A 25,413-nucleotide genomic window follows, 5' to 3' on the forward strand; every position below is an offset into this window, starting at 1 on the left:
TCGATGCGTTCTTCGACCTCGCCGACGCCATCATCACGATCCGTAGCCTGATCCGCCGAGCCTGGATCACCCACCGCTGGACCAACCGCCCCGAACGACGCCGCTGACGATCACCTATCGGCGCGACCTCTTACTATGAAACTTGACGAGGAGTCAGAGATTGAGTCCGATCAGGGTGGCAGCAAAACAGACAAACAGGGGTGCCGTTAACCAACGCGCCATCAGCCGCCGAGTAAGCTCTGATCTGGGATCTAGCCGTCCGTCTCCAGTTCGACTCGTGCTGCTGATTGTTCGATGCCAGGGCGGCCCGTGGCGAGTTCGGGCACGTACTTGTAGATCGTGGAGCGGCTGACGTTCAGTAGCCGGGCGATCGAGGACACCGTGGCGTCTGGCTGGGTGAGCAAGGCGCGGGCGTGCCGGACCTGCTCGGGGGTCATCGCGGGCGGGCGGCCGAGTCGCACGCCGCGAGCCTTGGCGGCGGCCAGGCCCTCGTGGGTGCCCTCGACGATCAGCTCGCGGATGAACTCGGCGAGGGCGGCGAAGACATGGAAGACGAGTCGGCCGCCGGGGGTCGTGGTGTCGAGCGCCTCGTGCAGCGAGCGGAAGCCGACGCCGCGCTTACGCAGCCCGGCCACGATGGAGATGAGGTCTTGCAGGGAGCGGCCGAGCCGGTCCAGCGAGGGCACCACGAGGGTGTCGCCGACGCGCATGTAGTCCAGGGCCTTCCAGAGCTCTTCACGTTCGACGTTCTTGCCGGACTTCTTGTCGGCGAAGATGCGGAGGCAGCCCGCTTCGGTCAAGGCGGCCAGTTGCCGATCCAGGAGTTGCCCGGCGGTGGAGACGCGGGCGTAACCGATCAAGGCGCCGGTGGCGGCAGGGGGTTCGGCGGACAGAGCGTCATCGACGACAAGAGCGCCACTGCGGTTCCCGCGTCGGGCGGAGTGATCGTCACTCCAGAATCGTACGAGAAACGGCCTTGCTGAAGTTGTTGGACACCCCGACTTCTCGACACGTTTCTTGGACACTCGGGCAGCGTTGATCACTGGACCGAAGCCGCCTTGGTGATCTTGTCGAGAAACGTTCGATTGATGGACAGTGCGAGGCGGATCATCATCCCCGACGCCGGATCAAGTGTTCACACTCTTCGATGGCGCCTTCGTAGCTGCTCAGCAGGAAGGTCTGGATCGTCACCAGTTGATCCTGACAAAGAGTGGCCATCAATCGGCGGCTGCGGGCATCGATCCCGTTGTAGAACGAAGCAATTCGTTCGAGTCCCGAAGCCGAGGCTTCGACGAGTACGCGGCGCCGGTCTTGTGGGTCAGGCTTGCGCCGGACGTATCCCGCCTTCTCCAGGCGGTCGATCATGTGCGTGACCGCGCCGGTGGTGCGTCCGAGCTGGGAGCTGAGCGCGTCGGCGGTGGAGGCTCCCGCGCGGTCGAGTGCGTGCAGGCAGAGCAGATCGGTCTGGGCGATACCGAGGTGCTGGGCGATCACGGGGGTGAGGAACCGGCGGACAGCCGTTGGCGCTGAGAAGGATCTTGGTCGCAGCGAGTGAGGTCGCTCTTGGTCGTGAAGGTTCTTCAGCGCGTTGCCCGGTCGCGGCGTCGGCGGGCGGCGCGGATCTCGGCGTCGGCGACCTTATCGTCGAGCAACGCGTACAGCTGGGTGGTTTCGGTGGAGGCGTGGCCGAGGCGGCGGCGGACGGCCTCGATGGACACCCCGGCGTTGATGAGTTCGGTGGCGTGGGCGTGGCGCAGCTGGTGGATGTCGATCTCGACGCGTGCGGCGGTGCAGTAGCCCTGCCAGCGGTGGTGGGCGGCGTCGTAGGACAGGGGCCCGCCGTAGCCGTTGATGGAGGCGCGAAACAGCGGCCCGGCGGTGTAGTCGGCGCGGGCTAGGTAGAGCTTGAGCAGGGCGACGTAGCCGCGGTCGTCCAACAGGACGGTGCGCACGCTGCCGCCTTTGCCGTGGATGCGGACGTGTTCGTCGTCCATACGCAGGTCGAGGTCTTCGACGTACAGGCCGCAGACTTCGGAGGCGCGGGCGCCGCACACGTAGGCCGTCTCGAACAGCAGCCGGTCCAGCGGCAGATCCTTGCGCGGCCGCCGCGAGCAGATCACCGCCGGCACCTTGACGACGTCGGCGGCCGCGGCCGGGCGCGGCAGGCTCTTGGGCGCCTTGATCGTGTCGATCCGGTCCATCGGGTTGGCATGCAGCAGGTCGTGCCGGACGGCCCACTTGGCGAAGGAAGCGACGGCGGCGCGCTTGCGGCTGGCCGGCGTCAGGTCGACGAGCTCGGCCAGGAACGCGCGAACCGGCGCGGCGGACAGTGCGCCGATCTCCTCGCCGTGGTGGGCGGCGAAGGTGATCAGGTCGCCGCGGTAGGCGCGCCGGGTGTGGGTGGAGGCGCCGGCGTTGGCCAGGTCGGTGAGGAGTCGTCGAGATGGCGGGCGAGCGGGTGGGAGTGGCCGAGTCGCTGGGCGATGACCGGATCCATTCAGTACGCCTCCCATCCGCCGAGTTGCCAGATAACCGGGAAACGAAGCATCCGCGCCGTACGACGGCCGCCCAGCTCGCGCTACGTCAGCGATCCCTATCTTGCCAGATAACAAAGGTTATCCCGCAATCATTGGTCTCCATCCTGCTGATTCGCACCGCAAGGCCCGCTCGCATAGAGCAACCGGCTGAGGGTCGCTGCGGACGCCGGCGGTGAAGAACATCACACGCCAAGCGTGACGGTGAACGTCTGGCGCCTCTGGAAGGCGTCTTGGCGCACGTGGTGTGACGGACGCAGCGCTGGTGCCGCGCTCGCAAGGCACCCTCAGGTGATTGCGGTCGATGAGGCCGGTCGGCTTGGCCGGGATGGCTGCATGAGCAGGCCGTCGATACGACGAGTCAGCGTGTCGTGGGCGGGCACGGTGGGGCGGTGTCCGAGCAGGGCGAGTGAGGTCAGCCCTTCGACGAGTGGCAGGAGGGTCTCGGCCTCCAGGTCGGCGTCGAGGTCGTCGCGGAACTCGCCGGTTCGCTGGCCATAGCGGATCAGCCAGACCAGCAGGTCGCGCGTTTTGGCGTGGGCTTGGCGCAGGATTTCCGCCAGGGACGGGATGGCCGTGGCGTGGGCGGTGAAGGCCGCCAGGATCCTGGCGTCGCGTCGCTGGTGCGGCTCGATCAGGGTGAGCGTACGCAGGGTGGCGGTGAGCAGGGTCACCGCCGACTCCTTGGCGGCGGAGGCGTCGATTTCCTCCTGGCCCTGCGCGGTGATGCGTTCGGTGATGTGGTGCAGTGCGAAGGCGAGCATCTCGTCCTTGGTGGCGAAGCATCGCTGCACTGCTCCCATGGACACCCCAGCCTGCTGCGCCACGTCCCGGAGGGTCGCGCCTTCGGGGCCGTGCCGGTCGATCAGGTCGCAGACCGCTTCGGCGATGTGGCGGCGTCGCGTCTCGTAGTCGACCTGCTTGGGCATGGGGTTCCTTCCGCCAGCATTTCGATGCGGTTGCATCGTATCAACTTTTCCGGTTTATTTGATGCGTACGCATCGGAACAAGGGAGGACGCCATGAGTCGTTCGCAAACACGCAACCGTACAGCCGATAAGGCGCTGTGGCTGGCCGGAGCTCTGTTCACCGTGCAGGGGTTCGGCTCGGCGATCACCGAGGCGCAGTGGGACACCAGCTTCGGAATCGCCGGCATCCTGCGCGCCGTCGGCGTCCCCGGCTGGGCCGATCTCGCCCTGGGCACCCTCGGAGCCGCGTTCCTGCTCATCGCGACGTATCGGGCGGTGCGCCGATGAGACCCCGAGGAACGGCGTGCAGGACGGCGCGCGTGCGGCTGGTCACGGCGGTGGCCGGTCTGTCCGTCGTCGCGGCCTGCGGGAGCGCCACCGGCCCCCCATCGAGCTCGCGCCAGCCTGTCGCGCACACCTCGTCCGGCGCCGTCACCGGCGCTCACATCGGCCGGGACGTGCAGCGGTTCAACGCCATCCCCTATGCCGCACCGCCGACCGGAGCGCTGCGCTGGCAGCCGCCCCAGCCCGTCCAAGCGTGGAAGGGCATCGAGGACGGCACCCGCACGGCCCCGCGCTGCCCGCAGAACGCCAATCCCGCCGACTCCAACCCGGCCAGCGCCGCCGAGGACTGCCTGTACCTGAACGTCACCGCCCCCCGGGCCGTGCCCGCCGGACAACGGCTGCCGGTGATGGTCTGGCTGCACGGCGGCGGCTTCACCCAGGGCGCCGGCGGCGACTACGACACCCAGCGGCTGGCGAAGGCGGGCGTGGTCGTCGTGACCGTCAACTACCGGCTGGGCATCTTCGGCTTCCTCGGCCACCCCGCCCTGAACGGCTCGGGAGCATTCGGCCTGCTCGACCAGCAGGCCGCGCTGCGCTGGATACGGCACAACGCGGCGGCCTTCGGCGGCGACCCGCGCAACATCACCCTGTTCGGCGAGTCCGCGGGCGCGTTCAGCACCTGCGCTCAGCTGACATCCCCCACGGCGGCGGGGCTGTTCGACAAGGCGATCGTCCAAAGCGGCACATGCTCGATGCGCCAGATGGGCATCGACCCCGCCGGCGGCGACACCGTGTGGCCATCACGGCAGTCCGGCGAACAGATCGCCGCAGCCGCCGCCGAACAGATCGGATGCACCGACGCCGCCCAGACGATGGCCTGCCTGCGCCGGGCCCCGGTCCCGGCCCTGCTCGCCGCGCAGCAGAAGATTCCCGCCACCTGGGCGCCCTCGTACGGAAGTGACACGCTGCCGCTCGACCCGCGCCGGGCGGTGGCCGAGGGACGCCTCCACCCGGTGCCGCTCATGGCCGGCACCACCGCGCACGAGGCCCGATACTTCGTGGCCATGTACTTCGACGGTCCCGGCCAGCCTCTGACCCGGCAGACCTATCAGCAGTTCCTGCGCACCGCCTTCGGCACCGACGCCCGGCGGGTCGCGGCCAGGTATCCCCTCAGCGCACACGGCTCCCCCTCCCTGGCATGGGCCGCCATCGCCACCGACCGCGGCTGGACCTGCCCCACCCAGGCGGGCAACCGCCTGCTCGCCCGCAAGACCCCCGTCTACCAATACGAGTTCGCCGACGATCCCGCCCCCAGACCATCCGGGTTTCCCATCCCCGCCGCCTTCCCTCTGGGCGCCTACCACGGCGGAGAACTGCCCTACCTCTTCGACGGCTCCGGCGCCGCCACCGCCCAGCCCCTCTCGACAAGCCAACGCCGGCTGGCCGACCAGATGATCGCCTACTGGACCCGCTTCGCCGCCACCGGCAATCCCAACGACCCGAGCCTGCCCCAATGGAAGCCCCTGACCAGCAAGAGCGCGAACCGCGTCCGCTCCCTTTCCTCGGCCCGAAGCAATGGCGACGGCTCCACCGAACACCACTGCCGCTTTTGGGACACACGCAAGTGAAAGAGCTCCAGCCCATGAGCTGAGCCGTCATTCAGACGGTCATCGGTCAGCGGTTCAGACACCGTCATCGTCCACGACAGCGGCACTGGCGGCACTGACCTCGGGCAGCGCCGCCGCGCCGAGCGGCCGCAGGCCCTTGTCCGGGGCCGAGGAAGCAATCGCGTAGCGGCCCAGGCAGTTGAGGTGGGCGTGGCCCAGCGGGGACAACCGTGCCACGTCCTCGTCCTTGACCGGCACACCCTGGGCGCGCAACTGGTCCACGATCGCCGACGGATACCGTGAGTTCCACAACACGACGGCATTGACGCCAAGTCCAAGAGCCGCGAGTTGATCCTCCTGGCCTTCCCGATATGCCTGTCGGATCCGGCCCGAGTTGCCGTGGCAGATCTTGCGGGCCAGGCGGTGCCGGGACTCCTGGACCGACAACTGCTTACCCAGGCTCCGACGGTAGCTGGAATCCATCGGGTCCAGCATGCTCAGCAGGTGCATCGTCTTGTCGATACGGCCGTACTCGGCGAACGCCTGCCCCAGCGGCGTCGGAGAACCCTGGCGGGCGAACATGCGCAGCAGGTCGTAGGCGCGCACCTGGTTGGTCACCAGCGATCCGGCGACGCGGAGCATGTCCGGCCACTGGGCGATCACCTTCTTGGTGTTCAGCTTGTTCCGGGCGATCGCCTCCAGCACCCCGTATGCGCTGGTGGTGCCGTCGGGCAGCTCGGCGCGCCAGAACCGCTGGTCGCCCAGGTCGGCGAAGCGGGGCGCGAACCGGTAGCCGAGCATGGAGAAGATCCCGAACACCATGTCGCTGTCGCTGGCCTGGTCCGTCGTGACCAGCTCGGGTTTCGGCCCGGCGTCCAGGTTGATCAGGCAGTCCAGGATGTAGAACGAATCGCGGGGAGTGCCCGGCACCACCATCTGCCCGATCCCCGCAACCTGATCATTTACTGCGTTGAGCCAGGTGATACCACGCTTGTAGCCGTAGTACTTGGGTGAAGGTCCGGCGTTGATCGTCTTGACCGGGACGACGAACCGCAGCCCGTCTACCGAGGCCAGCAAGCCGCCGCCCCACGAGGCGACGATCGGCACCTTGCCCTGGTGTGCGATCAGGATCGCGTTGGCCGCGGCGTGCGTCTCGGCGCGCACGTAGTTCTGATCCACGTGGGACAGCCGGCCACGGGTCAGCGCCTCTTCCCCCGCCTTGATCACAGGGGTCAGTCCGACGCTGCAGGCCTCGCTGATCAGCAGCGCCACCAGCGATGTCGGCAGGTGGTTCATGCGGGTGGAGATGTCGGCCAGGTGCACGTAGGCGTCCAGAAACCCGGTCCAGGCGTGCACCTCCAGCAGCAGTTCTGGCAGGTCGATGCGGGGCAGCATGGCCTGGCAGGCGGCCCTCAGCCACGCCAGGGACTCGCTCTCGCCGAGCGCGCCGAGTTTCTCCACCGACAGCCGGGCCCGCCCGCCCCCGACCGGGGTTACCACCGAGACCAGCGCGTCCTCGCCCGCCTCCTCCAGCCGGGCGTCCATCTGCTTCCAGGCCGCGTCCAGGGCCAGGACTTTGCCGTTCAGGTGCTCCTGGACCGGGTCGGTGAGCGACAAGGATGCCAGCACATCCTCGGCGATCGACTCCCACTGCGCCCCGGCCAGCAGGTGCGCGCGCGGGTCGGCCCAGCGCAGCGACGGCGTGGCGAACACGTCCCTGATCGTCAGGGCCCGTAGCAGGTGCTCCAGCACGCACACCACGTACGCGTCACGATCGACCGCGCCCTGCGGCAGGTCCGGGTTGGCATACACCGCCCGCTTCCACGACGCGGTCACCAGCGCGGCGTCGATCTCCCTGGGCAACAGCGGCTTCTTGCTCACCTGCCGACGCGACAGCTCCGGCAAGCGGCGCACCGCGGCCAGCACGCGCCGCCCGCCCGGCGCCGCCGACAGTGCCTTCGACTCGCCCAGCAGCCGCAGGAACGGGCGCACCGTGTGGTACTTCTCCACCAGCGGCCCGCATCGCCGCCTCGGCCGCGCCGTCCTCCTCAGGGACCAGCTCCTCCACCACCTGCAGCGCCGCACGGACCTGCTCCTTGCTCACGTCGGCGATCTCGGCCACCGCGGCCCACATCGCCGCCACATCGAGGTCGGCACCCTCCTGGTCGACCAAGTCGAGCTGGTCGACCAGCACGCGGCCGGCCTTGGCCACCAGCTTGGAGGCCCGCTCCAGCCGGGGCAGCATCCGCAGCCGTTCGTCGGCGGACTTGCGGCGGGCCGGGCTGATCAACCGGGTCGCCATCAACAGCGCGAACAGATCCAAAGCGTCGTCGATCGCCTCGGCCTCTAGACTCCGCGTGACCGCCAGCAGCGTCGCCGTCCGGCGCGGCTCGACCAGCCGGTCCAGCGCCGGCGCCTTGCTGCCCGCCCCGTGCTTGGCCAGGGTCTTCATCCGCCGCACCGGAACCTTCGACACCGCGACCCGGCTCAACCCGAAGGCGGCCAGGTTGTCCACCCGCTGCAGCGCCCGCACCATCTCCGTCCCTGACGTGCGCTTGGGCGCCTGCCGCAGCTTCTCCAGCTCCGAGATGCGCGATCCCTCGGGCACTACCAGCAGATCCGACAACGCGGCCGGCAGGTGCGGATCGGCACGGCGGACCTGCTTGGTCACCACCGTGTACATGCGGACATCGGCCCGTTCCCGCACGCTGCCAACCAGCCGCTCCAGCACGGTCACCCCGGGCGGCAACACCCGATGCCGCCGCAGCCACGCCACCGACTGCTCGAACAACGCCACCGGCCCCTCGGCGTGCGTCCACGCCCTGCCGTGCAGGAAAGTCCGGAACTGGCGCGTCAGCTGCCGCTCGCTCCAGCTGTTGGTGTCATCGAAGGTGTGGCAACCGTAGGCGTCCCGGATCATCCACGCGTGCTCGTACGTCGTCTTGGGCCGCTCGGCGTACTTCTTGACCTGCGACGCGTCACCGATTCCCAGCTGCTCGGCCAGGTAGTCCACCACCGGCCAGGGCACCGCGAGCGGATCCTCCAGGAACAGCCCCTTGTACCGGACGGTCCCGATCTGGACGGCGACGCCCAGCCGGTGAGAATCGGCTCTCGACTGCGCGATCACATTCCGGTCGAAGCTGTCCAGGAAGAAGAACTTCTCCAGGTCTGACAGCGACGGCACCTCGATGAACGAGACGTAGGCAGCCCTGTGCTCGGCAGACAGAAATTCCGCAGGCATAGCCCGCACGGTAGGACCATATCGGCGGGGATCAACTCATAGTGATCGACGCGTTACAAGTGAGGATGTTTCACCCGTGAGTGCGTCTTGATCGTTCTCAGCGCCAACGGCTGTCCGCCGGCTCCTCGCCCCCGGATCAGGTCATTCAGGCGTTGCAGGGCTCCGGCGAGGTCCGTCATGGACGCGACGATCCGGTCGGCCGGTTCGTCGGTGTGGTCGTCATGCGGTTTGACGGGCATGCCAGGCTCCATTTATCTTCGCGATTCAGATACTTAATGATGCAGCTATTGTAGCTGATCCTACTTCCTGAGAACTGGAGAGCCTCGTGTCTACCGACACACCAGCCCCGGCCACGACACCTGTCACCAGAGCACGAACAGTGGCGCTCGTCGTCATCCTGCTGGCGAGCTTCATGGACCTGCTCGACGTCACCATCGTGAACATCACGCTGCCCTCCGTCCGTACAGAGCTCGATGCCTCGCCGGCGCATCTGCAGTGGCTGCTCACCGGCTACACGCTCACGTTCGCCCTGGGCATCATCACCGGGGCCAGGCTCGGTGATCTGTACGGCTACAAGCGCGTCTTCCTCGTAGGGATCGCCGGCTTCACCGCCGCTTCCGCCCTGTGCGGCGCCGCCCCCACCGCCGAGGTGCTGGTGTGTGCTCGCATTGTCCAGGGCCTCTTCGCCGCGGTGATGGTTCCCCAGGTGCTCTCACAAATCCAGCTCATGTACGCCCCGCACGAGCGCGGCGGAGCCATGGCGGCCTTCTCCTCCCTGTCCGGGCTGGCGGCCGCCACCGGACCCATCCTCGGCGCGGTCCTGCTGCAAGCCGACTGGTTCGGCCAAGGCTGGCGAACCGTGTTCTGGATCAACATCCCCGTCGGCATCCTGGCGTTCCTCACCGCCGCCGTCGTCCTGCCGGAGGCGCGGAGCACCACACGGCCACGCCTCGACCTCACCGGCGTCCTCATCTCCTCAGCAGGCCTGATCCTGATCCTCTACCCGCTCATCAAGGGCAGCGAGGAACGCCCCTGGCCCCTCTGGGCATACGTGAGCATGATCCTGGGCGTCATCGTCCTAGCCGGCTTCGTCCGGCATCAGCGGCACCTCTCCGGCCGGGGGAAGTCCCCACTCATCGAGGTCGGGCTCCTACGGATGCGCTCGGTCGGCGGCGGCCTCCTGACCCAGTTCCTGTTCTTCCTCCCGGTGATGGGCTTCTTCCTCACCTTCATGCAGCTCCTTCAGCCCGGCCTCGGCATGACACCCATGAGCTCCGGACTGACGATCCTGCCGTGGCCGATCGCCACCACCATCGCGGCCGGACTCGGCGCAGCGGTGCTGCTTCCACGCCTCGGACGCACCACGGTGCAGATCGGGCTCGTCGTTCTGGCTGCCGGCTTTGCTCTCCTCGCGCTGGCCGCAGGCTCCGCGACTCCCAGCACGAACTGGCTCAGCTTCCTGCCCGGTGTCGTCGTCGGCGGGCTGGGAATGGGGCTGACCGTGGCGCCGCTAGCCCAACTGACGCTGGAGAAGGTCCCCGCCAGGCACGCCGCCTCCGGATCCGGCCTGTTCAACACCATCGCTCAGCTCGGCGCGTCCGTAGGAGTAGCCCTCTTCGGCACCGTCTTCTTCGCTCAGCTGTCCACACATGCCAGCGAGCCGACCGGCGGATACGCATCAGCCTTCACCGCCACCATCTGGGGCAGCCTCCTCCTGCTCGCCATCACCTTCGCCGTCAGTTTCCTGCTGCCGCGCAAAGAGGCTGTATCAACCCCGGCCTAGGTGTACTCAGCCCGTGAACCTCGACGAAGGCGGCCGGACCCACATCCAGCGGATTCGGCCGCCTTTACAATGCCCACAGACGCAGCGTCTCCGTGTTCCCGCTCACGCGCTGCCGAGCGAGCCGAGAGTACCGATGCTCAACCGGGCGCTCAGATCGAGACGCACCTCGCCGTAAGGGCGGATGTGCAGCCAGAACAGCGGGGTCAGGCCGCGCCGGTCGACCGGGGTGAGCAGCGCGGACCACTCGGGCTCGGCGAGAACGTCTTGAAGCATAGTAGCGCCGGCGAACAGGATGTCGATCAGCGGGACGGCGCTCCAGCGGCGGGCCACCTCGTTCTTGATCCGGCGCAGGTTACGCGGCTCGGGGGCGGCCTCGATCGGCGACAGCTTGATCGCTCCCGCCTTGCGGTCGCTGATCTCCACCCAGTCCAGGGAGGGCAGGGCGTCGTTCAGCTTCGCCAGGGCGCTGGTCATCTCCTCGCGCAGGCTGTCGCAGAACTCTGTCGGGTCCAAGGGCTTGCGCAGCTCGCGGTAGTGCTCGGCGCGGCGGGACTCGAAGTCGGTCGGCAGGTCCTCATCCGGGTTGCGCCACCGGTCGGCGCCGACGACCCAGATCTCCTTGCAGCGCAGTTGCTCACGCAGGGTCTGGAAGGTGGCCACCTCGTACACCATGCGCGACACCCGGCGCCGGCCACGGGTGTCGGTGCGGTAGATCAGGTCGGCCCAGTCCTTGAGAGTGCCCTTGTGCTCGGGCGTGGTCTCGCCGAGCGGGTAGTAGTGGTGTTGCCGGCCTTGGCGTAGCGCTTGACGAGCTTGAGCGCGTCGATGACGGGCTGGTGGACGGTGTTGTTGGAGCGGAACTCCAGCACCTCCAGCAGCTCGATCAGGCCGCGCCGGTAGTGGTTGGTGTAGGAGGCCTTCAACGTGGGCTGCACGGTGCGCCGGTACACCGGGCCCTTGGTCTTGAACTCGTGCACCAACTCGCGCAGCGTCTGCTCACCGCCCCGCACCGCTGGGAAGACCACCTCGCGCACCGTGCCGTCCGGCGCGGCCAGTGAGGCGTCGGCGATGGTGAACAGAAGGTTCTCCTTGCCCGAAACCCGCTTGAAAGCGTTGATGAGCTCCTCGGTGACCTTCCGCTCGGCCCGCGCGCCCACCCGGTGCACCGTGGCGATCAGCAGGTCGACCAGGGCGTCAGTGACCTCCCGCTCCCGCTCCACCAACAGCGCGGCCAGCAAGGTGACCGTCGCCTCCGGCACGTTACGGGCCCGCCGGCGCAGGTGCGAGGGAGACTCCACCGCGGCGCGGAAGCGCCACCCGCCCAGCACCTTCGGCGCCACATCGGCGAACAACCCGGCTGGCAGCTCGATGGCCCTGATCGCGTTCAGCTTACGGATCTCCGTCAGCATCGAGTCCAGGCTCACATTGCCCGGCATCGCCTTGATCAGCGACAGGACCGAGCCCTCATCCTCGTCCAGATCGTCATCGCTCTCCTCGATCTCCACCACGGCGTTGTCGGCGGCCACCAGGGCGAGCACTCGGGCCACCGTCACCGCATCCAGCCGCGCCGCGATCCGGTGAAACCAGGTCTGCTCCGCGTTGTGTAACGCCGAGCGCACGATCCTGGTCATGCGGCCGGGCGACGGCGGCTCAATCCGCTCCCGGCGGCACTGCTTGACCAACTCCTCCCGCACCCGATCTGGAGCCCGTTCGGCGTTTGCGACGTTCGCGGCCAGCCAGTCGGTCAGCTTGTCGGCGTCCGCGACCCAGCACTCCCGGAAACCGAGATGGTCGCGGATCTCACCGCGATGACGCTCAATCGTCCGGCCCGACCAGTCGTACAAGCCCAAGCTGCCGGCCGACGTCTTGGTCTGCTTCGCGACGTAGTCGACCACCTCGTCAGGAAACGCCGCCCGCCCACGCGGGAACCGCCCGTGCCGCGTGAAGTACTTCAGCAGCAGCGTAAAGGCCAGACGCGTGCCTTCCTGCTTCGCACTGACCAGGCCGACTTCATCACTCAGCACAGTCCAGTGCTCGATGAGTTCATCCATGCCAAGCGGCGGACGTTCCATGCCCATAGATCCGCGCCAGGCGCTCCGGCATTACAAGAGGTCAGGCTAAGGATCTTCGAGGTTTGGCGGCCTATGACACGTAGGTTGCCGGCACCCCGTGTAGCTGGGTGGTTACTGTTCAGCGAGATTTGGCCCCATCTACGTGGTTGTGGTGAGACGCTCGGCGTGCTGAGCGGCCCTTGGGGGTGGGTGTGGCATTGAGCAGGGTGGAGCAGTTCGCGGCGATCCGTAGGGACTCGCGGCTGGGCGGCCGGCTCCAGTGCGCCATCCTGGCGCAGCCAGGCGCGCCCCTGGGCTACTTCAACAACAGAAGAACCGCAGATCGAAACCCCTCGAAAGAGGTCTTGACCTGCGGTTCTTCAAACTGTATATCAGTACTCTGAGTAGCCCCGACGGGGCACACGGCAGATGGATGCAGGATGCGCCCCTGGTCATCGAAGCCTTGTGTTCGCTGGACCGATCTGTCGTGTGAGAAGCGGTTCGCGGTTCGCTTCGGGCGAGGGTGAGTTTCGTCGACGAGGTCAGCGAGACAGTCCAGCTGGCCCGGACGTCGCGTCGCTTCTTCGATCCGCCCGACAGGGATCAGGCCGTCGAGGACGTCGACGACGAACTGGGACGCGGGGCATGGCTTCGAACTCGTCTCGTGAGTCGTCGTTCAGCACCGTGTGCGTATCAGGTGACGGATGCTCAGCGATGGCTGGGCCCGCCGGTCAGTCGATGCCTTCGATGATGCGGAAGTCGCGCTCGACGCCGTCGGGGAGGGCCACCAGCGCCTTCTGGTATGCCTCGCTCTCGTATGCCGCGACGGCCTGTTCAAAGCTGTCGAACTCGATCAGAACGACGCGTTGCGTGATTCCGGCCTCGTGGGCGACGACTCGACCGCCACGGGACAGGAGGCGCCCGCCCCCAGCCTGGACAGCCGGACGAGCCAGCTTGTCGTAGGCAGTCAGCCTCTCAGGGGCGGAAATGGCGGGGTAGACACTGACCCAGTAGCCCTTAGCCATGGAAACCTCCTGTGTTCGGCCGGACACGTCCTACTTCGAATTGACACTCAGATCGATCGATCCCGGCGACGGGTACTGCGGTCAGTTGAATCGTCATATGCGCAGGTTAGGGCTTGATGTGCGGTCGAGGGAAAGACCGGTACGGGATAGACTCAGAACCGATCGTTATCAATCGGCAGGGAGGGCACGTGGCGCCGGATACGGTGAGCCTGCGGTACTTCCTGGTGCTGGCGCAGGAGTTGAACTTCACCCGCGCGGCCGCACGGATCGGCATCGCACAGCCCGCACTCAGCGCCCGGATGCGCCGATTGGAGGCGGAACTCGGTACGGCCCTGCTGGTCCGCAACACGCGTAGCGTCGTATTGACCACGGCCGGTGCGGCTTTGGCGGAGTCCGCGCCGCCCGCGCTGGCGGCGCTGGACCGGGCATGGGACACCGCCCGGAGCGCGGCGGCCGGTGAACTGGGCACGCTGCGCATCGGATACAGCCTCAGCGCCGGGGCCGAGACGGCACCGGCCCTGGTGGACAGGCTGATTCGCGGCAACAGCGGACTCGAGGTCGGCGCGGTCCCGATGGCGACACCGGAGATCTCCCCCGCGGTCGCCGACGGCCGCATCGATGCCGGGATCACCCGCGGTGAACAGCCGGGCCGTGGCGTGCGCCGGTTCCTGCTGCGGCGTGAGCGCATCGGGGTCCAGCTGGCGCAGCACCATCCGCTGGCCGAACACCCGGAGATCGAGATCGCCGACGCGGCCGCGTATCCGCTGCGACTCCCGGACCGTGCGGCCAACCCCGTGATCCACGATCAGCTGTCCGCACTGTTCCGAGACACCCGACCACACCCCCGATTCCACACGCCCGCAGTCTCTTTCGACATGTCTCAGCGCGACCTGCGCGACGGGGTCACCCTCGCCCCGGCCGGAGAAACCGCGGTCACGGCACCACCGGCCGGTCTCACCTGGCGACCGCTGCGGGGCGCGCCCAGCCTGACGATCCACCTGGTCCTCCCACGCGAGCCGTCGCCACTACACCGCCGCATCCGTGCCGTCGCCAAAACCCTGGCGCACGAGCTGCACTGGCTGTCGGACTGACGCGCAAGAGGTCAAGCGAGACGGACGCCTGCGGTGGCGAGGTCGAAGACCTTGCGCCTGGCGGACTCCGCGGTGATGACGACGACGGCGGTCTTGCTGAATGTCCGACACGACCTCGCTACGCCGGCGGATCAGCATCCGATGATGGCCCCGGGTCCGGTCCGAGTCGTACACCGCGGCGACGTCCTCGCCCAGCCCGAGATCTCGGCGGATGTGGGCCACCACTGCCTCCGGGACGTCATCCAGCCGGGGGAAATAGCCCATCCGGTTGAAGCACTTCAGCTGCACCATCAGTGCCAGCAGGTGGTTGTCCGACCGCACCTGCCCACTCGCCCACGCGATCTCCTCCATCTGCGGCGTGTAGAACACGTGCAACTCCCGGGCCGACAGGAACCGCTTGAACCGCGGATACGCGGTCCGCTCGATCGACGTCACGCCACAACCCCAGACCCGTAAATATCAACCCATACGGATCGAGGAACGTACCAAAAGATCAACTACGCCGAGGGCTGAGATCGATCACATCCGGGAACCCCTGCCCTCACCAGCGCAAACCCGAGGGCCGCTCAGCCTATTGCCGGTTTCCGCCGTACCTTGGCTGTACCCCCTCAACGCCTCTCTACCAGGCCAAACTCATACACCACTCCCGTGGACGCAACCCTGGTTGCTGGACTCTATGGCCAAGGGATAATGGCGGTTCAGCCGATCAGCAGATTCGAGTGGGCCTCTCCCCTAAGATCAAGAAGGCTCGATCCCCCAGGCCACCGGCTCCGTCGGCCTCGCAGCTGTGACACAGCCGGGCCGGAGCATCCGGTCGCCGCGCTGGGTGCTCCGGAGGCTCCTGTACGACACAGCCTCCCGCGTCGAGGAAATCCTCACCCTCAACATCGAAGACCTCGCCCTGGAGTTCCGCCGCGCCCGCGTCATCTCCACGGGCCTGTCTGGCTCACCGGAGATATCTGAGGTACATGATCCGGCTAAGCGGTGCTGGCACGTAGGAAGAGCTTGCCTAAGTCGCAAAGGTGCTGGCGGAACTCAGGGGATGGATTACGTTGAATTCCGCGCCGATCGCGGCAAAGAGGAACACCGGCCAGTCGAAGGCGTCCACTTGCAGCCGTAAACGGCAGGAATGGTCGTCGACGGGCTCGCACCGGCCGCCGGTGACGGCGACGACCGGTTCGAGGGCGCCGGCCAGAGTGTGGATGACAACGATGATGTCATGCCGGGTGGGCCGAGAGCCGAGCCGGTCGGCGATGAAAGCGGCGGCGTCGGCGGCGGGCAGGTCACGCGGGCGGAAGCGCGCTCCGGTGGCGGCCGGGCCGGTCGAGGCGGAAGACGCGCCAGTCGGCGCGGTCGAGGTCCCAGGCGATCAGGTACCAGCAGCGCCCGAGTGAGACTAGCCGGTGCGGCGGTCGCCGGAAGCCAGGATGACGGTGTTGTGGCGGCGTGCTCCGGCCGAATCCAGCCCGCCGCGCTGGTGGATCAGGTGGGCCAGTTCGGCGTACCAGGTCACCTCGAACGGGTGGCCGGGGAAGGCATAGACGCGGGCGGCGGCCAGTAGCCGGGCAGCCAGGGCTTCGGCGGTGCTGGTGTGTGGCGCGAAGAAGCGGGCAGCCATGTCTTCGAGTCGGGTAGGGCATCGCTCGCGCGTGGGGCAGCAGCATCGCGGCCAGGCGTGGCGTGCAGGCCGCGGTCGCTACCGCTTCGACGGGCTGATCGGCCTCGACCGCGGAGGCGCCTTCGGCAACGCCATGCGGGTGATCCCGCGCAACGACCTGTTCACCTTGGTGGCCGGGCCGGGGGTCGTGGCCGTCGCCCGTTCAGTCGTCGGCGGCCTGTGCCGCGGCGGCGATCGGCTCGAGCCCCGCGATCAGTTCGTCGAGCTCGTCCGCGCTGAGCACGTCGTACGCCGGGGCTGCCAGCTCGTCGGTGAGGGCCTCGATCCGCTGCTTGATCTCCCGGCCGGCGTGGGTGAACTCGCCGGCGGCGTTCACGAGGCCGCGGCCGCGCAGCCCGTCGACGACGGCGGTCAGCTGTGCCTTGGGCAGGTGGTGGATCCGGCCGAACTCCTCCGCCCTCATTCCGAGGGAAACAGCCATGAGGACGTGGGACTCGGTGCCGCCGATGCCGTGGGCGAGGAGGGCGGCGTTGTGGCCGTCCCCGCGGTGCTCGCGCAGCAGCGTCGCCGCGTGCCAGAGCCTGGCCACCGGCTCCTGGGGCACGTCGAGCGTCCGGAGCCCGGCGTACAGCGCTCGGCCCTCGGTCGGCGCGCTGAGCGCTGCTCGGATGGCGAGGTCGGCGACCTGTACCAGAGCGGGAGAGTCGGCGAGCTCCCCGATCCTTTGCCGCAGCGCGGCGGCGCTGCCCCGCTCGCGCACGGCGATCGCCTCCTGCGGGCTGATCTTCCCCCACACCCACGGGATGTGGCGCGCCACCTCGCCGTCGGCGAAGTTGTAGAAGACCGCGTGCACGACCTCGGCCGGTGCCGGCCCCAGTGGTGCGGCCCGGCCGGCGAAGTATCCGTCCCAGTAGTTGCGCATGCCGAGGGCCAGGAACGCCTCGTTCACCACCTCGGAGAAGGTGACGGTGGCGATCGGCTCGACGAGCTCGTACATGCGGTGGATCTTGGCCTGAGGGTGCGGCATCGTTCGCATCTCCCTTAGTCGTGACAGCGCCCTGATGGGCGGCTTCTCACCCCAGCTACGAACAAGGTGGCCCGGATCCGACAATTCCGGTCGATTCTGCCGGGCAGCGTAGCAGTATCATCCGGACTCGGTCGCCCGCTCGGTTGCCGCCGTCTGGTTGCTGGCCGGGCAAGACTCGGTCCGTGCTCACCACAGGTCATGTCGGCCTCACAGGCACATCAGCCGGGAGCCCCGCTGGGAGGTTGCTATGCGTTGCTCCCGTCGGAGACGCTGAGACTGACTTCTCGCCAGGCCTCGTCGCTGGCGGCGAGTTCCTGTGCCGCCTGCTGCGCCAACGGCACAGCATCGGTGCCGATTAGCAGGCGCAGAGGGGCATCGTCTCGGCCGGCGAGGTCTCGGACCACCTGGGCGACACGGCGCGCGCTCGTCGCCCCGTGACCGGGGGCGGCGCACAGCAGCTCGGCGAGCTCTCCGATCGTCGACCGGTACGGCGCGCTGGGCTGCGGGATCGTCATCGACGAGCCCGCCCAGTCGGTTAAGAAATAACCCCTGGGTTCCCGAGCGCCTCCCCAGATCATCTCGCCTCAAGACCAGGGCGTTCTCTGTGTAGAGCACGTCGCTCTCGCGATTGAAGGGATCTCGGGATCGGTGAAGCTTCTCTTTCGTCGCTGAGATTTTTGCAGTAGTGATGAAGCCGAGAAGTCGCGCGCCGGCCCCTGCCAGGCATCTCGATCCGGTGCCATGTGGTATTCGAGGGGTCGTATTCGGGTCAGGTGGGGTGTTGGTAGTTCGCGGCGAGGTGGTCGTGAAGTTCGGCATGGCGGAACTCGTAGATGGGGCCGACCGCGCGCAGCAGCCCGAGGCGGTGGCAGTCGTCCAGGAACGGCATCAACCGACGCGGCAGGTGACCGGCCCAGGCCAGTTTGCTGGTGGCGACTAGGTATGCCCACCAGGCTCGGTGCTGACCGGCGATCCCGAACGTTAGCCCGCACGTGAGCGCGAATGCGAGGACCTGCAGGGACAACAACAGAGCGGCGATCCAGGTGTCGAGCGGCCCTGCCGAGATTGAGGTCGAGGCAGCTATGAGCAAGGGCCACAATCCGCCCGCGAGCGCACTGCTAGTGATGCGGAGCAGGTTGAGGGTCCGGTTAGCGCGCCAGCTGTCGAGCGGCGCGACGATGGGGCTGGACGGGGGCGGCGTGTCTGCCCAAGCCGGGATCTCGATCGCGAGCCAGATCATGAGCCCAGTTGTGAGTCCGAACCAGAGAAAGAGGGTTAGAACGCCAGTCACTTGCAACCCATCCTCGAGCTGGAAAGCTCCGAGGAGCCAGAGCCCGAGCCCGCACGTGAGCCCGAGCGTGAACCAGCGCATGAATCGGCGGATGAGTGCTGCGGAGCGATGGCGGATGCGCAAATCGGCGTACCCGGGCTTGTCCTGTGCCCAGAACCGTACATTCATCCCAAAGTAGACGCCGACCGCAAGCCCGGCCGCGAGCCCCACGATTCCGAGCGGGAACTCCCCCAGGTACTGGTCCTTCTCCTCCATATAGGTGTTCTCGGCCCAGTCCACCAATTCGAACGTCGGCCCCAACGTGAGCGCGACCGTGAGGGTGATGGCGACGGTGAGGGCGAGCTGAGTGGTGAAAGTCATGGTGCCGGTGGTGGCAGCCAGGCGCCACCAGGCGAAGCCGCGGGTTCCTTGGCCGCCGTCCTCGCCGTCGGTGGCATCGGACTGGTAGGTGAGGTGGTTGGCCAGGTAGCTCAGCCAGTGCCGAACCTTGGCGGGGTCCTGGCGGTGGCGGGGCCGGAACGGCTCGGCGGGATTGTCGCTGGGTTCCCGTGCGGTGATCAGGGCGGGGATGAGTTCGTCGAACAGATGGGCTTGTAGTGCGGCGGGGGTGGGGAAGCGGGCGGTGTCGGTCAGTTCGGTGGGATCGGTGCCGGGGGCGGTGTACACAGTACGGATCAGCCACAATCCCAGCGCGGTTTCGGCCAGTCGGCTCAGGCCCGGGCAGGAGCCGTCTCTCAGCGCGGACCAGATTGGGGTCCAGTCGTGGCGGGGCACCGGCGGCAGCCATGTGCGCAGGTAGGTTTCGGCGACGGCGGGGATGATCGTGGCGGGAGCGATGGCCGCGGCGGCCCTCAGCACGCCCCCGGCCTGGTCGACCGCCGTGGCGAACTCGGTGGTGCGACTGGTGAGGATGAACTGATCCCCATGAGCCAGCCACCGGTTCAGCGTGGAGATCACCGCGCCCCGGGCCGGTTCGGGGATCTCGTCCAGGCCGTCCAGGATGGGCAGGATGTGGCCGTGCGCCGCCAGGGCCTTGGCGGCGTCGACCCCGAGCTCCGGAGCGTTCAGCTCCGGATAGTCACAGGCCAGGCGGGTGGCCATCCAATCCTGCAGCCGTGGGTGGATGCTAGTGTCCCAGCCGTTGACCGGCACCAGCACCGGGACCGGATCGACCGGATCCCGGTCGGGAGCGACCAGTTCCAGCAGCAACTGGATGGCCAAGGTGGTCTTGCCGGTGCCAGGGCCGCCGGTGATGACCAGTCGTCGGCGGCGCAAGCCGCGAAAAGCGTGAGCCAGTTTGGAAACCTGGTCGCTGGAGCCGTTGAACGTCAGCAGGTGCTCGCCGACCAGATGCGGATGGTCCATCAGGCCCGCGTCGTCGACCAGGTGCCAGGAGATTGGGATGGGTTCAGGATCATCTAGCGACCGGATGGTCGCCTCGGTGCGCCACTGCTGGGACACCAGGACGGTCAGCGCCTTCTTGGCGGCCGTGAGGGCTTCCTCATCGTTCACCGGCCTCGACGTTGACCGGGTACGGTGGTCGGCGAGCGTTCCGTAGACCGCCATTGCTAGACCGGCCAGGCCGATGAACGCGCTGATCACGCTGGCTGACTGGTCGGCCTCCTGGAGTTCTCTCTGGGAGAAGTAGAGGGCCATCCCGCTCGCCGTGGCGATGAACAGGGCGATGCCCACCCATTTCAGAAAGCGTCCTGGCATAGCTCCATCGTCGCGTAGGTCAAGATCGCTTGCCGATGATCGGCTACCCCGGAGACTCTCGCGGTCCACTGTTCACGGTCTGCAGCAGGCGATCTCCCCTCCGGGGCCTTCCGACGACGGAGCTGCCCGGCGCTGCTGGGGCCGATTGGCAGTACACGGTCTCCGGTTCCGGTCGAACCCAAGGGTGCATAACCTCCCAAAGCACCCCAATGGTCCAGTGTCGACCCTTGGGTTCGCGGGAACTCTGGGTTTTCACGGGGCATGACGAGCATCCGAACGGAGAGTCCCGTTAGCGGGTGCCCCAGCTGATCTTCCGCTCGTCCTGCTTGCCGGGCCTGCCCTACCTTCGGCGTCTGTGCCGGTTGAGTTTTTGAGTGATGGTGAGGCGGCCGCTTCTCGGGTGCTCCGTCGCAGGCGGAGCTGGAGCGGTTCTTCTACCTGGACGACGCGGACCGGGCGCTGACCGCCGAGCGGCGTGGGGCACATGCCCGCCTCGGTTTCGCTCTCCAGCTGACGACAGCCCAGTACGTCGGGCGATTCCTGACGGACCCGCTGGATGTGCCCGGCGAGGTGCTGGTGTATCTCGGCGAGCAACTCGGGATCGAGGATGTCTGGCAGATCAACCAGTACACCGAGCGGCGCAATACGCCGTTCGAGCACCAGGAAGTGATCCGCAAGACATACGTCGCCAAAACGCTGGCGGGTCGACGGCCCGCAGCCGCTGCTCGTCGGTGACGTCGACCGCACGATGCCCCTCTGGTCTGTCATGGTCCCCTGGGGCATCGTGCTCACGATCGACTTGGTGGTCTCCTTCAGCTACCCCATCGTCCCTCGCGGTCAGCGGACGACGCGGTAGGAAAGGTGGGTCGCCGCCGGGGTCGCCATCACCTGGGTGCGTTCGAGGGTGATCGAGGAGTCGAGCATGCCGAACAAGGGCGTACCGCCGCCGACCAGGACCGGGATCACGTGCACGCGGATCTCGTCGACCAGGCCGAGCGGGAGCGCCTGCTGCATGACGGTCGCGCCGTGCAGCCCGACGACCTTGTCCCCCGCCGCCTTCCTGGCCTGCTCGATCGCGCTGGCCACTCCGTCGGTGACGAAGGTGAACACAGGCGGGTACGACCTGGTCGGCTCGTGGTGAGTGACCACAAAGCACGGGACATCGCCGACCGGGCCGGCCTCGCCCCAGCCGCCCTCCCCCTCGTTCTTCTCAAACGACTTGCGGCCCATCACCACCGCACCCCAGTCATCGATCACCTGCTCCAGGATGGCCCGATCCTCGTCGGTCGCCTGGTCGGACATCCACTTGTGCAGCATCCAGGCACCGTCGCCGAACGGGTTCTCGCGGCTGTCGTTCGGGCCGGTGACGTACCCGTCGAGCGATATGGACATGTCGCAGATCACCTGTGCCATAAGTAACGCCCTCCCTCTGTCGGTGTCCTACCAACGCGTCGTACGCCTCGCGGGCTTTCGACAGGCTGCGCGAGCTGCGCGCGTCCGGTGCGCATGGGCGGCGCGTTCACCCTTGCCACGCGCAGCGCCCAGACCGCCGATGCTGAGTGGCTTGGCGAGAGCGGCCGTGGCAGAGGTGGTGGTGACGCGTTGGATCGTCATGCCCAATCCTCTCCGCGCCCGCCGACGACCAACAGATCAAAATGTCATCAGCCAGGGTGAGCAGCGTCTCCTCGATGACGGCGAACAGAACCCTGCGCTCCCTGGACACCCAGCTCGACGCTCTGACGGAGGCAGGTGTCACCCGGATCTTCTCCGAGAAGATCTCCACCTGCGCAACGCGGCCGCCCGAACTCGAGCGCGCCGTCGCCCTGGTCCGCGAGCTGCGGGCCTCCGGCGTCGCGGTCACCTTGGTGGTCCACGAACACAAGCGGCTGGGCCGCGGCCTGGAGTTGGCGGCGCTGGCCGAGCAGCTCAAGGCGGCCGACGTCGGCCTGGAGTTCCTCACCGGCGACCTGCAGGGCTCGCATGACCCGTCCGGGATCGTGTTCACCGTGCTGGCCGCGTTGTCGGGGATGGAACGCGAGTACATCCGCGACCGCACCCTGGAGGGCCACGAGGCGGCCCGAAGGCGCGGCAAGAACATCGGCGGCGCGGCCGTTGCGCGAACAGAACCTCAGCCTGCGTGACATCGCCTCACGCCTGGTTATCACCACGGGCAAGCGGAAAGGCCGGCACCCCTCGGCGGCGACCGTCCTGCGCATGCTCCGCGATCACGACGCCAGGACCGCCATCGGCACGGCAGGCGCGGACGCCGCGGCGGGCGCTGTGACCTTAGCGGTCCACGCCTGCCCTCTTCCGCAAGAGGAGGATGGTGCTCCATGTCCGCGCAATCCGAACACCGCGTGGTGTATGAAGTGGTGAAGGTCGCCCGTCTGCCCCACCCAACGAGGTCCGCGAACCGGACTGCATAATCGGCCAGCGCCGCCAACTCCAGGCCGCGCCCAGCGCCGCAGGCCCTCAACGGCGAGCCGCTTGGCGGCTTTTGCGCCGCTCGGCCAGCCGTACCCGACGAAGACCAGCACCGCCGCCACCACCATGGCGACCACCACGTTCGTGCCGAGGCCGACGTAGGTCTCGACCAGTGACCAGTTCTCGCCCAGGAAATAGCCGGCCAGCACGAAGACGGTGTTCCAGATGAGGCTGCCGACCGTCGTCAGCAGGGTGAACGTGGGCAGCGGCATCCGCTCCACGCCCACCGGGATCGAGATGAGGCTGCGGAAGAGGGGGATCATCCGGCCGAAGAACACGGTCTTGCGGCCGTGGCGCAGGAACCAGGCCTCGGTCTCCTCGATGTCGGATACCTTTACCAGCGGCAGCTTGGCGGCGATGGCCAGCACGCGCTCGCGGCCCAGCAGCGCCCCGATCCAGTACAGCGCCAGCGCGCCGATCAGGGAGCCGAGGGTGGTGCACACCAGCACGTCCGGCAGGCCCATCTCGCCCCGGCTAGGACCACGGAAGCAGCACGGTGAAGTGGGCGCCTTGGCCGGGTGCCGTCCGGAGTTCGACGCGGCCGCCGTGGGCCTCCAAGATCGCGGCGGTGATGGCCAGGCCGAGCCCGGTGCCGCCGCGCGTGCGGGAGCGGGCCTCGTCGACCCGGTAGAACCGGTCGAAGATGTTCGGGGCGGCCTCCAGCGGTATGCCAGGTCCTTTGTCGATCACTTCCAGCACGACGCGACCGCGCGATTCCAGGCTCCCCGCCGCGGCCACAGGAGGTCCGGGCCGTTGGGCGGGCATGCCTACGCGGACGTGTACGGGCGTGCCGGGCGGGGTGTGGGCCATGGCGTTGCTGACGAGGTTCGTGATCACCTGGCGCATGCGGTGTTCATCCACCGTGACGCGGACCGGTTTGTCGGCGCTTTCCAGGATCATCGGCCGCTCCGGGTCGCGGGCTTTGGCGTCGTGCACGGCGTCCTCGACGAGCGTGCGGATGTCCAGTTCGGCCAGGTCCAGCGCGCGTTCCTGGTCCAGCCTGGCCAGCAGCAGCATGTCGTCGACCAGCCGGCCCAAGCGGATCGCCTCGTCCTCGATCCGGCCCATCAGCCGGTCCACGTCGGCCCGGTCCGGCGCGCCGCCGCGGCGGTTCAGCTCGGCGAAGCCGCGGATCGACGTCAGCGGGGTGCGCAGTTCGTGCGAGGCGTCCGTGACGAACCTGCGCAGGCGCGCCTCGGACTGTTCCCGTTGGCCCAGCACGGCGGACAGCCTGCCGACCATGGTGTTCAGGGCGACGCCGAGCCGGCCGACCTCGGTACGTGGATCTGACGCGACCCGCAGATCGAGGTGGCCGCCGGCGATGTCCTCCGCGGTCTTCTCGATCTTGGTTAACGGCCGCAGTCCCAGCCGTACCAGCAGGAATCCGCCCACACCGAGGGCGAGCAGCAAGGTGATCCCGACCCCGGCCTCGATGGAGATCAGCCGCGTCACGGTCACCTGGGTGGTCTCCGTCGACAGCGCCGCATCGACCTTCACCTGCCCGCCACATAGTCCACCGCGGCCTTCGGCACGTCCTCCCGGCGCGGGAAACGCCCCTCCAGCTCGAAAAACTTCAGCATCAGGGCGAACCCTCGATTGAGACAGTCGAGATTGCAGTCGCACTTCATGGTGGCTGGCAACATCCGTCACTGCAGGTAGCCGTGTCAGCTATCGGCGGGTGTTTGTGCCACTGGTTGTCCTTGAGGAGTTGTTGTGTGCGGGTGAGGAATGCCTGGCGGACCTCTTCTGGGTGCAGTATCTGGAGTGGTCGGCCGAGGCTGAGCAGGTAGCGGGCCAGGCTGTCGGCGTCTGGCCCGCCGATGTCGATGATCGTGGCGTCATCGCCGTCCGGGTGGTGGACGCCGACCGTTAGTGGTACCAGCCTGCGGGCCTCATCGGCCGGTACGGCCAGGCGGATGGTCACCCGCACCGGGTAGGGCCTCAGCGCGACGCCTGTGCTGACCATCTGTGCCGGATCTGGCGGGTCGGGCAGGGCAGTGGCCTGCCCGGTGGCTGTGGCATCGATGATGCGATCGGTACGGAAGGTGCGCCAGTCCTGCCGCGTCAGGTCGTAGGCGAGGAGATACCAGCGGCGGCCGGTGTAGATGAGCCGGTAGGGGTCCACTTGGCGGGTGGACGTCGTTCCGGCCCGGTCGCGGTAGGTCAACTCGGTGCGTTCGCCTCGCCGGCACGCGGTGGCCAGGTCGAGCAGCAGTGCGGGGGAGATCTGGCTGTCGTCGGGTCGTGCGGTGTGGGTGAACGCGGCGTCCAGCTCGCCGAGCCGGTCGGCGATCCTGGCCGGCAGCACCTGGCGTAGTTTCAGCAGCGCCGACAGGGCTGCCTGGTCGCTGCCGGAGACTCCGCTGAAGGCGGCGGTGCGCAGCCCGACAGCGACCGCGAGGGCCTCCTCCTCGTCAAGGATCAGTGGCGGAATGCTGGTTCCAGGCCCGAGGTGGTAGCCGCCCCATGGGCCCATCTCCGATTCGATGCCGTAGCCGAGTTCACGTAGCCGGGCGATGTCCCGGCGAACCGTCCGTTCGGTGATCTCCAGCTGGGCGGAAAGATCAGCGCACGTCCAGGACTGCCGCGTTGACAGCAAAGACAGCAGCCGCAGCAGCCGTGCCGAGGTGTTGACCACGGCTAACAGTCTGCTCGATAACCAGGACCGTTTCTGACCGGGTCATACCGTAACG

The 25,413-nt window shown here is 67.8% G+C and carries 23 protein-coding genes and 3 pseudogenes; 7 read left to right on the forward strand and 19 right to left on the reverse strand.

All coding sequences use genetic code 11. The features are described 5' to 3' along the window. A pseudogene (locus ACGFNP_RS46270) lies at window positions 1-107 on the forward strand (IS5/IS1182 family transposase); the annotation flags it as partial. Between the two features lie 144 nt (window positions 108-251). Here the strand turns inward: ACGFNP_RS46270 and ACGFNP_RS46275 are convergent. The 4 genes from ACGFNP_RS46275 to ACGFNP_RS46290 form a co-directional block, all read right to left on the reverse strand. After that, the gene (locus ACGFNP_RS46275; protein ID WP_393329370.1) at window positions 252-860 is read right to left on the reverse strand and encodes a recombinase family protein; all 609 of its coding nucleotides are present in this window, start codon (window positions 858-860) and stop codon (window positions 252-254) included. Between the two features lie 250 nt (window positions 861-1,110). Further along, window positions 1,111-1,494, reverse strand: coding sequence for a MarR family winged helix-turn-helix transcriptional regulator (locus tag ACGFNP_RS46280; RefSeq protein WP_393329372.1), 384 nt, complete (start codon window positions 1,492-1,494; stop codon window positions 1,111-1,113). An 86-nt stretch (window positions 1,495-1,580) separates the two neighbouring features. Beyond that, on the reverse strand, window positions 1,581-2,513 hold the full coding sequence (locus tag ACGFNP_RS46285; protein WP_393329373.1) for a tyrosine-type recombinase/integrase: 933 nt from the start codon (window positions 2,511-2,513) through the stop codon (window positions 1,581-1,583). Window positions 2,514-2,821: 308 nt separating this feature from the next. Next, window positions 2,822-3,463 carry a TetR/AcrR family transcriptional regulator gene (locus ACGFNP_RS46290; RefSeq protein ID WP_357955414.1) on the reverse strand — a complete coding sequence of 214 codons (642 nt, stop codon included), beginning with the start codon at window positions 3,461-3,463 and terminating at the stop codon, window positions 2,822-2,824. Between the two features lie 92 nt (window positions 3,464-3,555). Between ACGFNP_RS46290 and ACGFNP_RS46295 the strand changes: the two genes are divergently transcribed. Together ACGFNP_RS46295 and ACGFNP_RS46300 are read left to right on the forward strand one after the other, a co-directional pair. Continuing rightward, the gene (locus tag ACGFNP_RS46295; protein ID WP_225302423.1) at window positions 3,556-3,789 is read left to right on the forward strand and encodes a hypothetical protein; all 234 of its coding nucleotides are present in this window, start codon (window positions 3,556-3,558) and stop codon (window positions 3,787-3,789) included. 32 nt (window positions 3,790-3,821) lie between these two features. Then, entirely contained in the window at window positions 3,822-5,414 is a 1,593-nt protein-coding gene (locus ACGFNP_RS46300; RefSeq protein WP_393329375.1) for a carboxylesterase/lipase family protein, read from the forward strand. 54 nt (window positions 5,415-5,468) lie between these two features. Here ACGFNP_RS46300 and ACGFNP_RS46305 read toward each other — a convergent pair. Then, window positions 5,469-8,634, reverse strand: a pseudogene (locus ACGFNP_RS46305) (Tn3 family transposase). 53 nt (window positions 8,635-8,687) lie between these two features. Then, window positions 8,688-8,873 (reverse strand): hypothetical protein, encoded by a 186-nt coding sequence (locus ACGFNP_RS46310; protein WP_393329377.1) that lies wholly within the window; start codon window positions 8,871-8,873, stop codon window positions 8,688-8,690. An 86-nt stretch (window positions 8,874-8,959) separates the two neighbouring features. On the opposite strand from ACGFNP_RS46310, the gene ACGFNP_RS46315 reads away from it, so the two are divergent. Next, window positions 8,960-10,417 carry a DHA2 family efflux MFS transporter permease subunit gene (locus tag ACGFNP_RS46315; protein ID WP_393329379.1) on the forward strand — a complete coding sequence of 486 codons (1,458 nt, stop codon included), beginning with the start codon at window positions 8,960-8,962 and terminating at the stop codon, window positions 10,415-10,417. Between the two features lie 102 nt (window positions 10,418-10,519). Here ACGFNP_RS46315 and ACGFNP_RS46320 read toward each other — a convergent pair whose 3' ends face one another. The 3 genes from ACGFNP_RS46320 to ACGFNP_RS46330 form a co-directional block, all read right to left on the reverse strand. Further along, window positions 10,520-11,089, reverse strand: coding sequence for a hypothetical protein (locus ACGFNP_RS46320; protein ID WP_393329381.1), 570 nt, complete (start codon window positions 11,087-11,089; stop codon window positions 10,520-10,522). Window positions 11,090-11,130: 41 nt separating this feature from the next. Further along, complete coding sequence (locus ACGFNP_RS46325; protein WP_393329382.1) at window positions 11,131-12,468, reverse strand: DUF4158 domain-containing protein; 1,338 nt, start codon at window positions 12,466-12,468, stop codon at window positions 11,131-11,133. A 731-nt stretch (window positions 12,469-13,199) separates the two neighbouring features. Further along, entirely contained in the window at window positions 13,200-13,493 is a 294-nt protein-coding gene (locus ACGFNP_RS46330) for a DUF1330 domain-containing protein (RefSeq protein ID WP_393329384.1), read from the reverse strand. A 188-nt stretch (window positions 13,494-13,681) separates the two neighbouring features. Here ACGFNP_RS46330 and ACGFNP_RS46335 point away from each other — a divergent pair, with 188 nt between their 5' ends. After that, on the forward strand, window positions 13,682-14,584 hold the full coding sequence (locus ACGFNP_RS46335; protein WP_393329385.1) for a LysR substrate-binding domain-containing protein: 903 nt from the start codon (window positions 13,682-13,684) through the stop codon (window positions 14,582-14,584). Here ACGFNP_RS46335 and ACGFNP_RS46340 read toward each other — a convergent pair. The 6 genes from ACGFNP_RS46340 to ACGFNP_RS46365 form a co-directional block, all read right to left on the reverse strand. Beyond that, window positions 14,519-15,019 (reverse strand): DUF4158 domain-containing protein, encoded by a 501-nt coding sequence (locus tag ACGFNP_RS46340; protein ID WP_393329387.1) that lies wholly within the window; start codon window positions 15,017-15,019, stop codon window positions 14,519-14,521. The two genes, ACGFNP_RS46335 and ACGFNP_RS46340, sit on opposite strands and share 66 nt — an antisense overlap. 848 nt (window positions 15,020-15,867) lie before the next feature. Continuing rightward, on the reverse strand, window positions 15,868-15,957 hold the full coding sequence (locus tag ACGFNP_RS46345) for a hypothetical protein (protein WP_393330102.1): 90 nt from the start codon (window positions 15,955-15,957) through the stop codon (window positions 15,868-15,870). A gap of 23 nt (window positions 15,958-15,980) precedes the next feature. Then, window positions 15,981-16,202 carry a hypothetical protein gene (locus ACGFNP_RS46350; RefSeq protein WP_393330153.1) on the reverse strand — a complete coding sequence of 74 codons (222 nt, stop codon included), beginning with the start codon at window positions 16,200-16,202 and terminating at the stop codon, window positions 15,981-15,983. A gap of 202 nt (window positions 16,203-16,404) precedes the next feature. Then, entirely contained in the window at window positions 16,405-17,229 is an 825-nt protein-coding gene (locus tag ACGFNP_RS46355; protein ID WP_393329389.1) for a hypothetical protein, read from the reverse strand. Between the two features lie 245 nt (window positions 17,230-17,474). Next, the gene (locus ACGFNP_RS46360; protein WP_393329391.1) at window positions 17,475-17,744 is read right to left on the reverse strand and encodes a hypothetical protein; all 270 of its coding nucleotides are present in this window, start codon (window positions 17,742-17,744) and stop codon (window positions 17,475-17,477) included. Window positions 17,745-17,998: 254 nt separating this feature from the next. Continuing rightward, on the reverse strand, window positions 17,999-20,236 hold the full coding sequence (locus tag ACGFNP_RS46365) for a hypothetical protein (protein WP_393329392.1): 2,238 nt from the start codon (window positions 20,234-20,236) through the stop codon (window positions 17,999-18,001). Window positions 20,237-20,638: 402 nt separating this feature from the next. Between ACGFNP_RS46365 and ACGFNP_RS46370 the strand changes: the two are divergent. Next, a pseudogene (locus tag ACGFNP_RS46370) lies at window positions 20,639-20,971 on the forward strand (DUF4158 domain-containing protein); the annotation flags it as partial. 102 nt (window positions 20,972-21,073) lie between these two features. On the opposite strand, the gene ACGFNP_RS46375 reads toward ACGFNP_RS46370, so the two are convergent. Continuing rightward, window positions 21,074-21,649, reverse strand: a complete 576-nt coding sequence (locus ACGFNP_RS46375) for a dihydrofolate reductase family protein (RefSeq protein ID WP_393329394.1) — start codon at window positions 21,647-21,649, stop codon at window positions 21,074-21,076. Window positions 21,650-21,924: 275 nt separating this feature from the next. Here ACGFNP_RS46375 and ACGFNP_RS46380 point away from each other — a divergent pair, with 275 nt between their 5' ends. Beyond that, the gene (locus ACGFNP_RS46380; RefSeq protein ID WP_393329396.1) at window positions 21,925-22,377 is read left to right on the forward strand and encodes a recombinase family protein; all 453 of its coding nucleotides are present in this window, start codon (window positions 21,925-21,927) and stop codon (window positions 22,375-22,377) included. Window positions 22,378-22,461: 84 nt separating this feature from the next. On the opposite strand, the gene ACGFNP_RS46385 is transcribed toward ACGFNP_RS46380, so the two are convergent. The 3 genes from ACGFNP_RS46385 to ACGFNP_RS46395 all read right to left on the reverse strand — a co-directional run bounded on the left by ACGFNP_RS46385 (window position 22,462) and on the right by ACGFNP_RS46395 (window position 25,358). After that, window positions 22,462-23,184, reverse strand: a complete 723-nt coding sequence (locus ACGFNP_RS46385) for a DedA family protein (RefSeq protein WP_393329397.1) — start codon at window positions 23,182-23,184, stop codon at window positions 22,462-22,464. A gap of 10 nt (window positions 23,185-23,194) precedes the next feature. Continuing rightward, window positions 23,195-24,217 (reverse strand): sensor histidine kinase, encoded by a 1,023-nt coding sequence (locus ACGFNP_RS46390; RefSeq protein WP_393329399.1) that lies wholly within the window; start codon window positions 24,215-24,217, stop codon window positions 23,195-23,197. Window positions 24,218-24,344: 127 nt separating this feature from the next. Beyond that, on the reverse strand, window positions 24,345-25,358 hold the full coding sequence (locus tag ACGFNP_RS46395; protein WP_393329400.1) for a helix-turn-helix transcriptional regulator: 1,014 nt from the start codon (window positions 25,356-25,358) through the stop codon (window positions 24,345-24,347). Window positions 25,359-25,413 lie beyond the last annotated feature (55 nt).

Origin of the sequence: Nonomuraea sp. NPDC049269, from assembly GCF_043197155.1 — a bacterium.
Taxonomy (GTDB): domain Bacteria; phylum Actinomycetota; class Actinomycetes; order Streptosporangiales; family Streptosporangiaceae; genus Nonomuraea.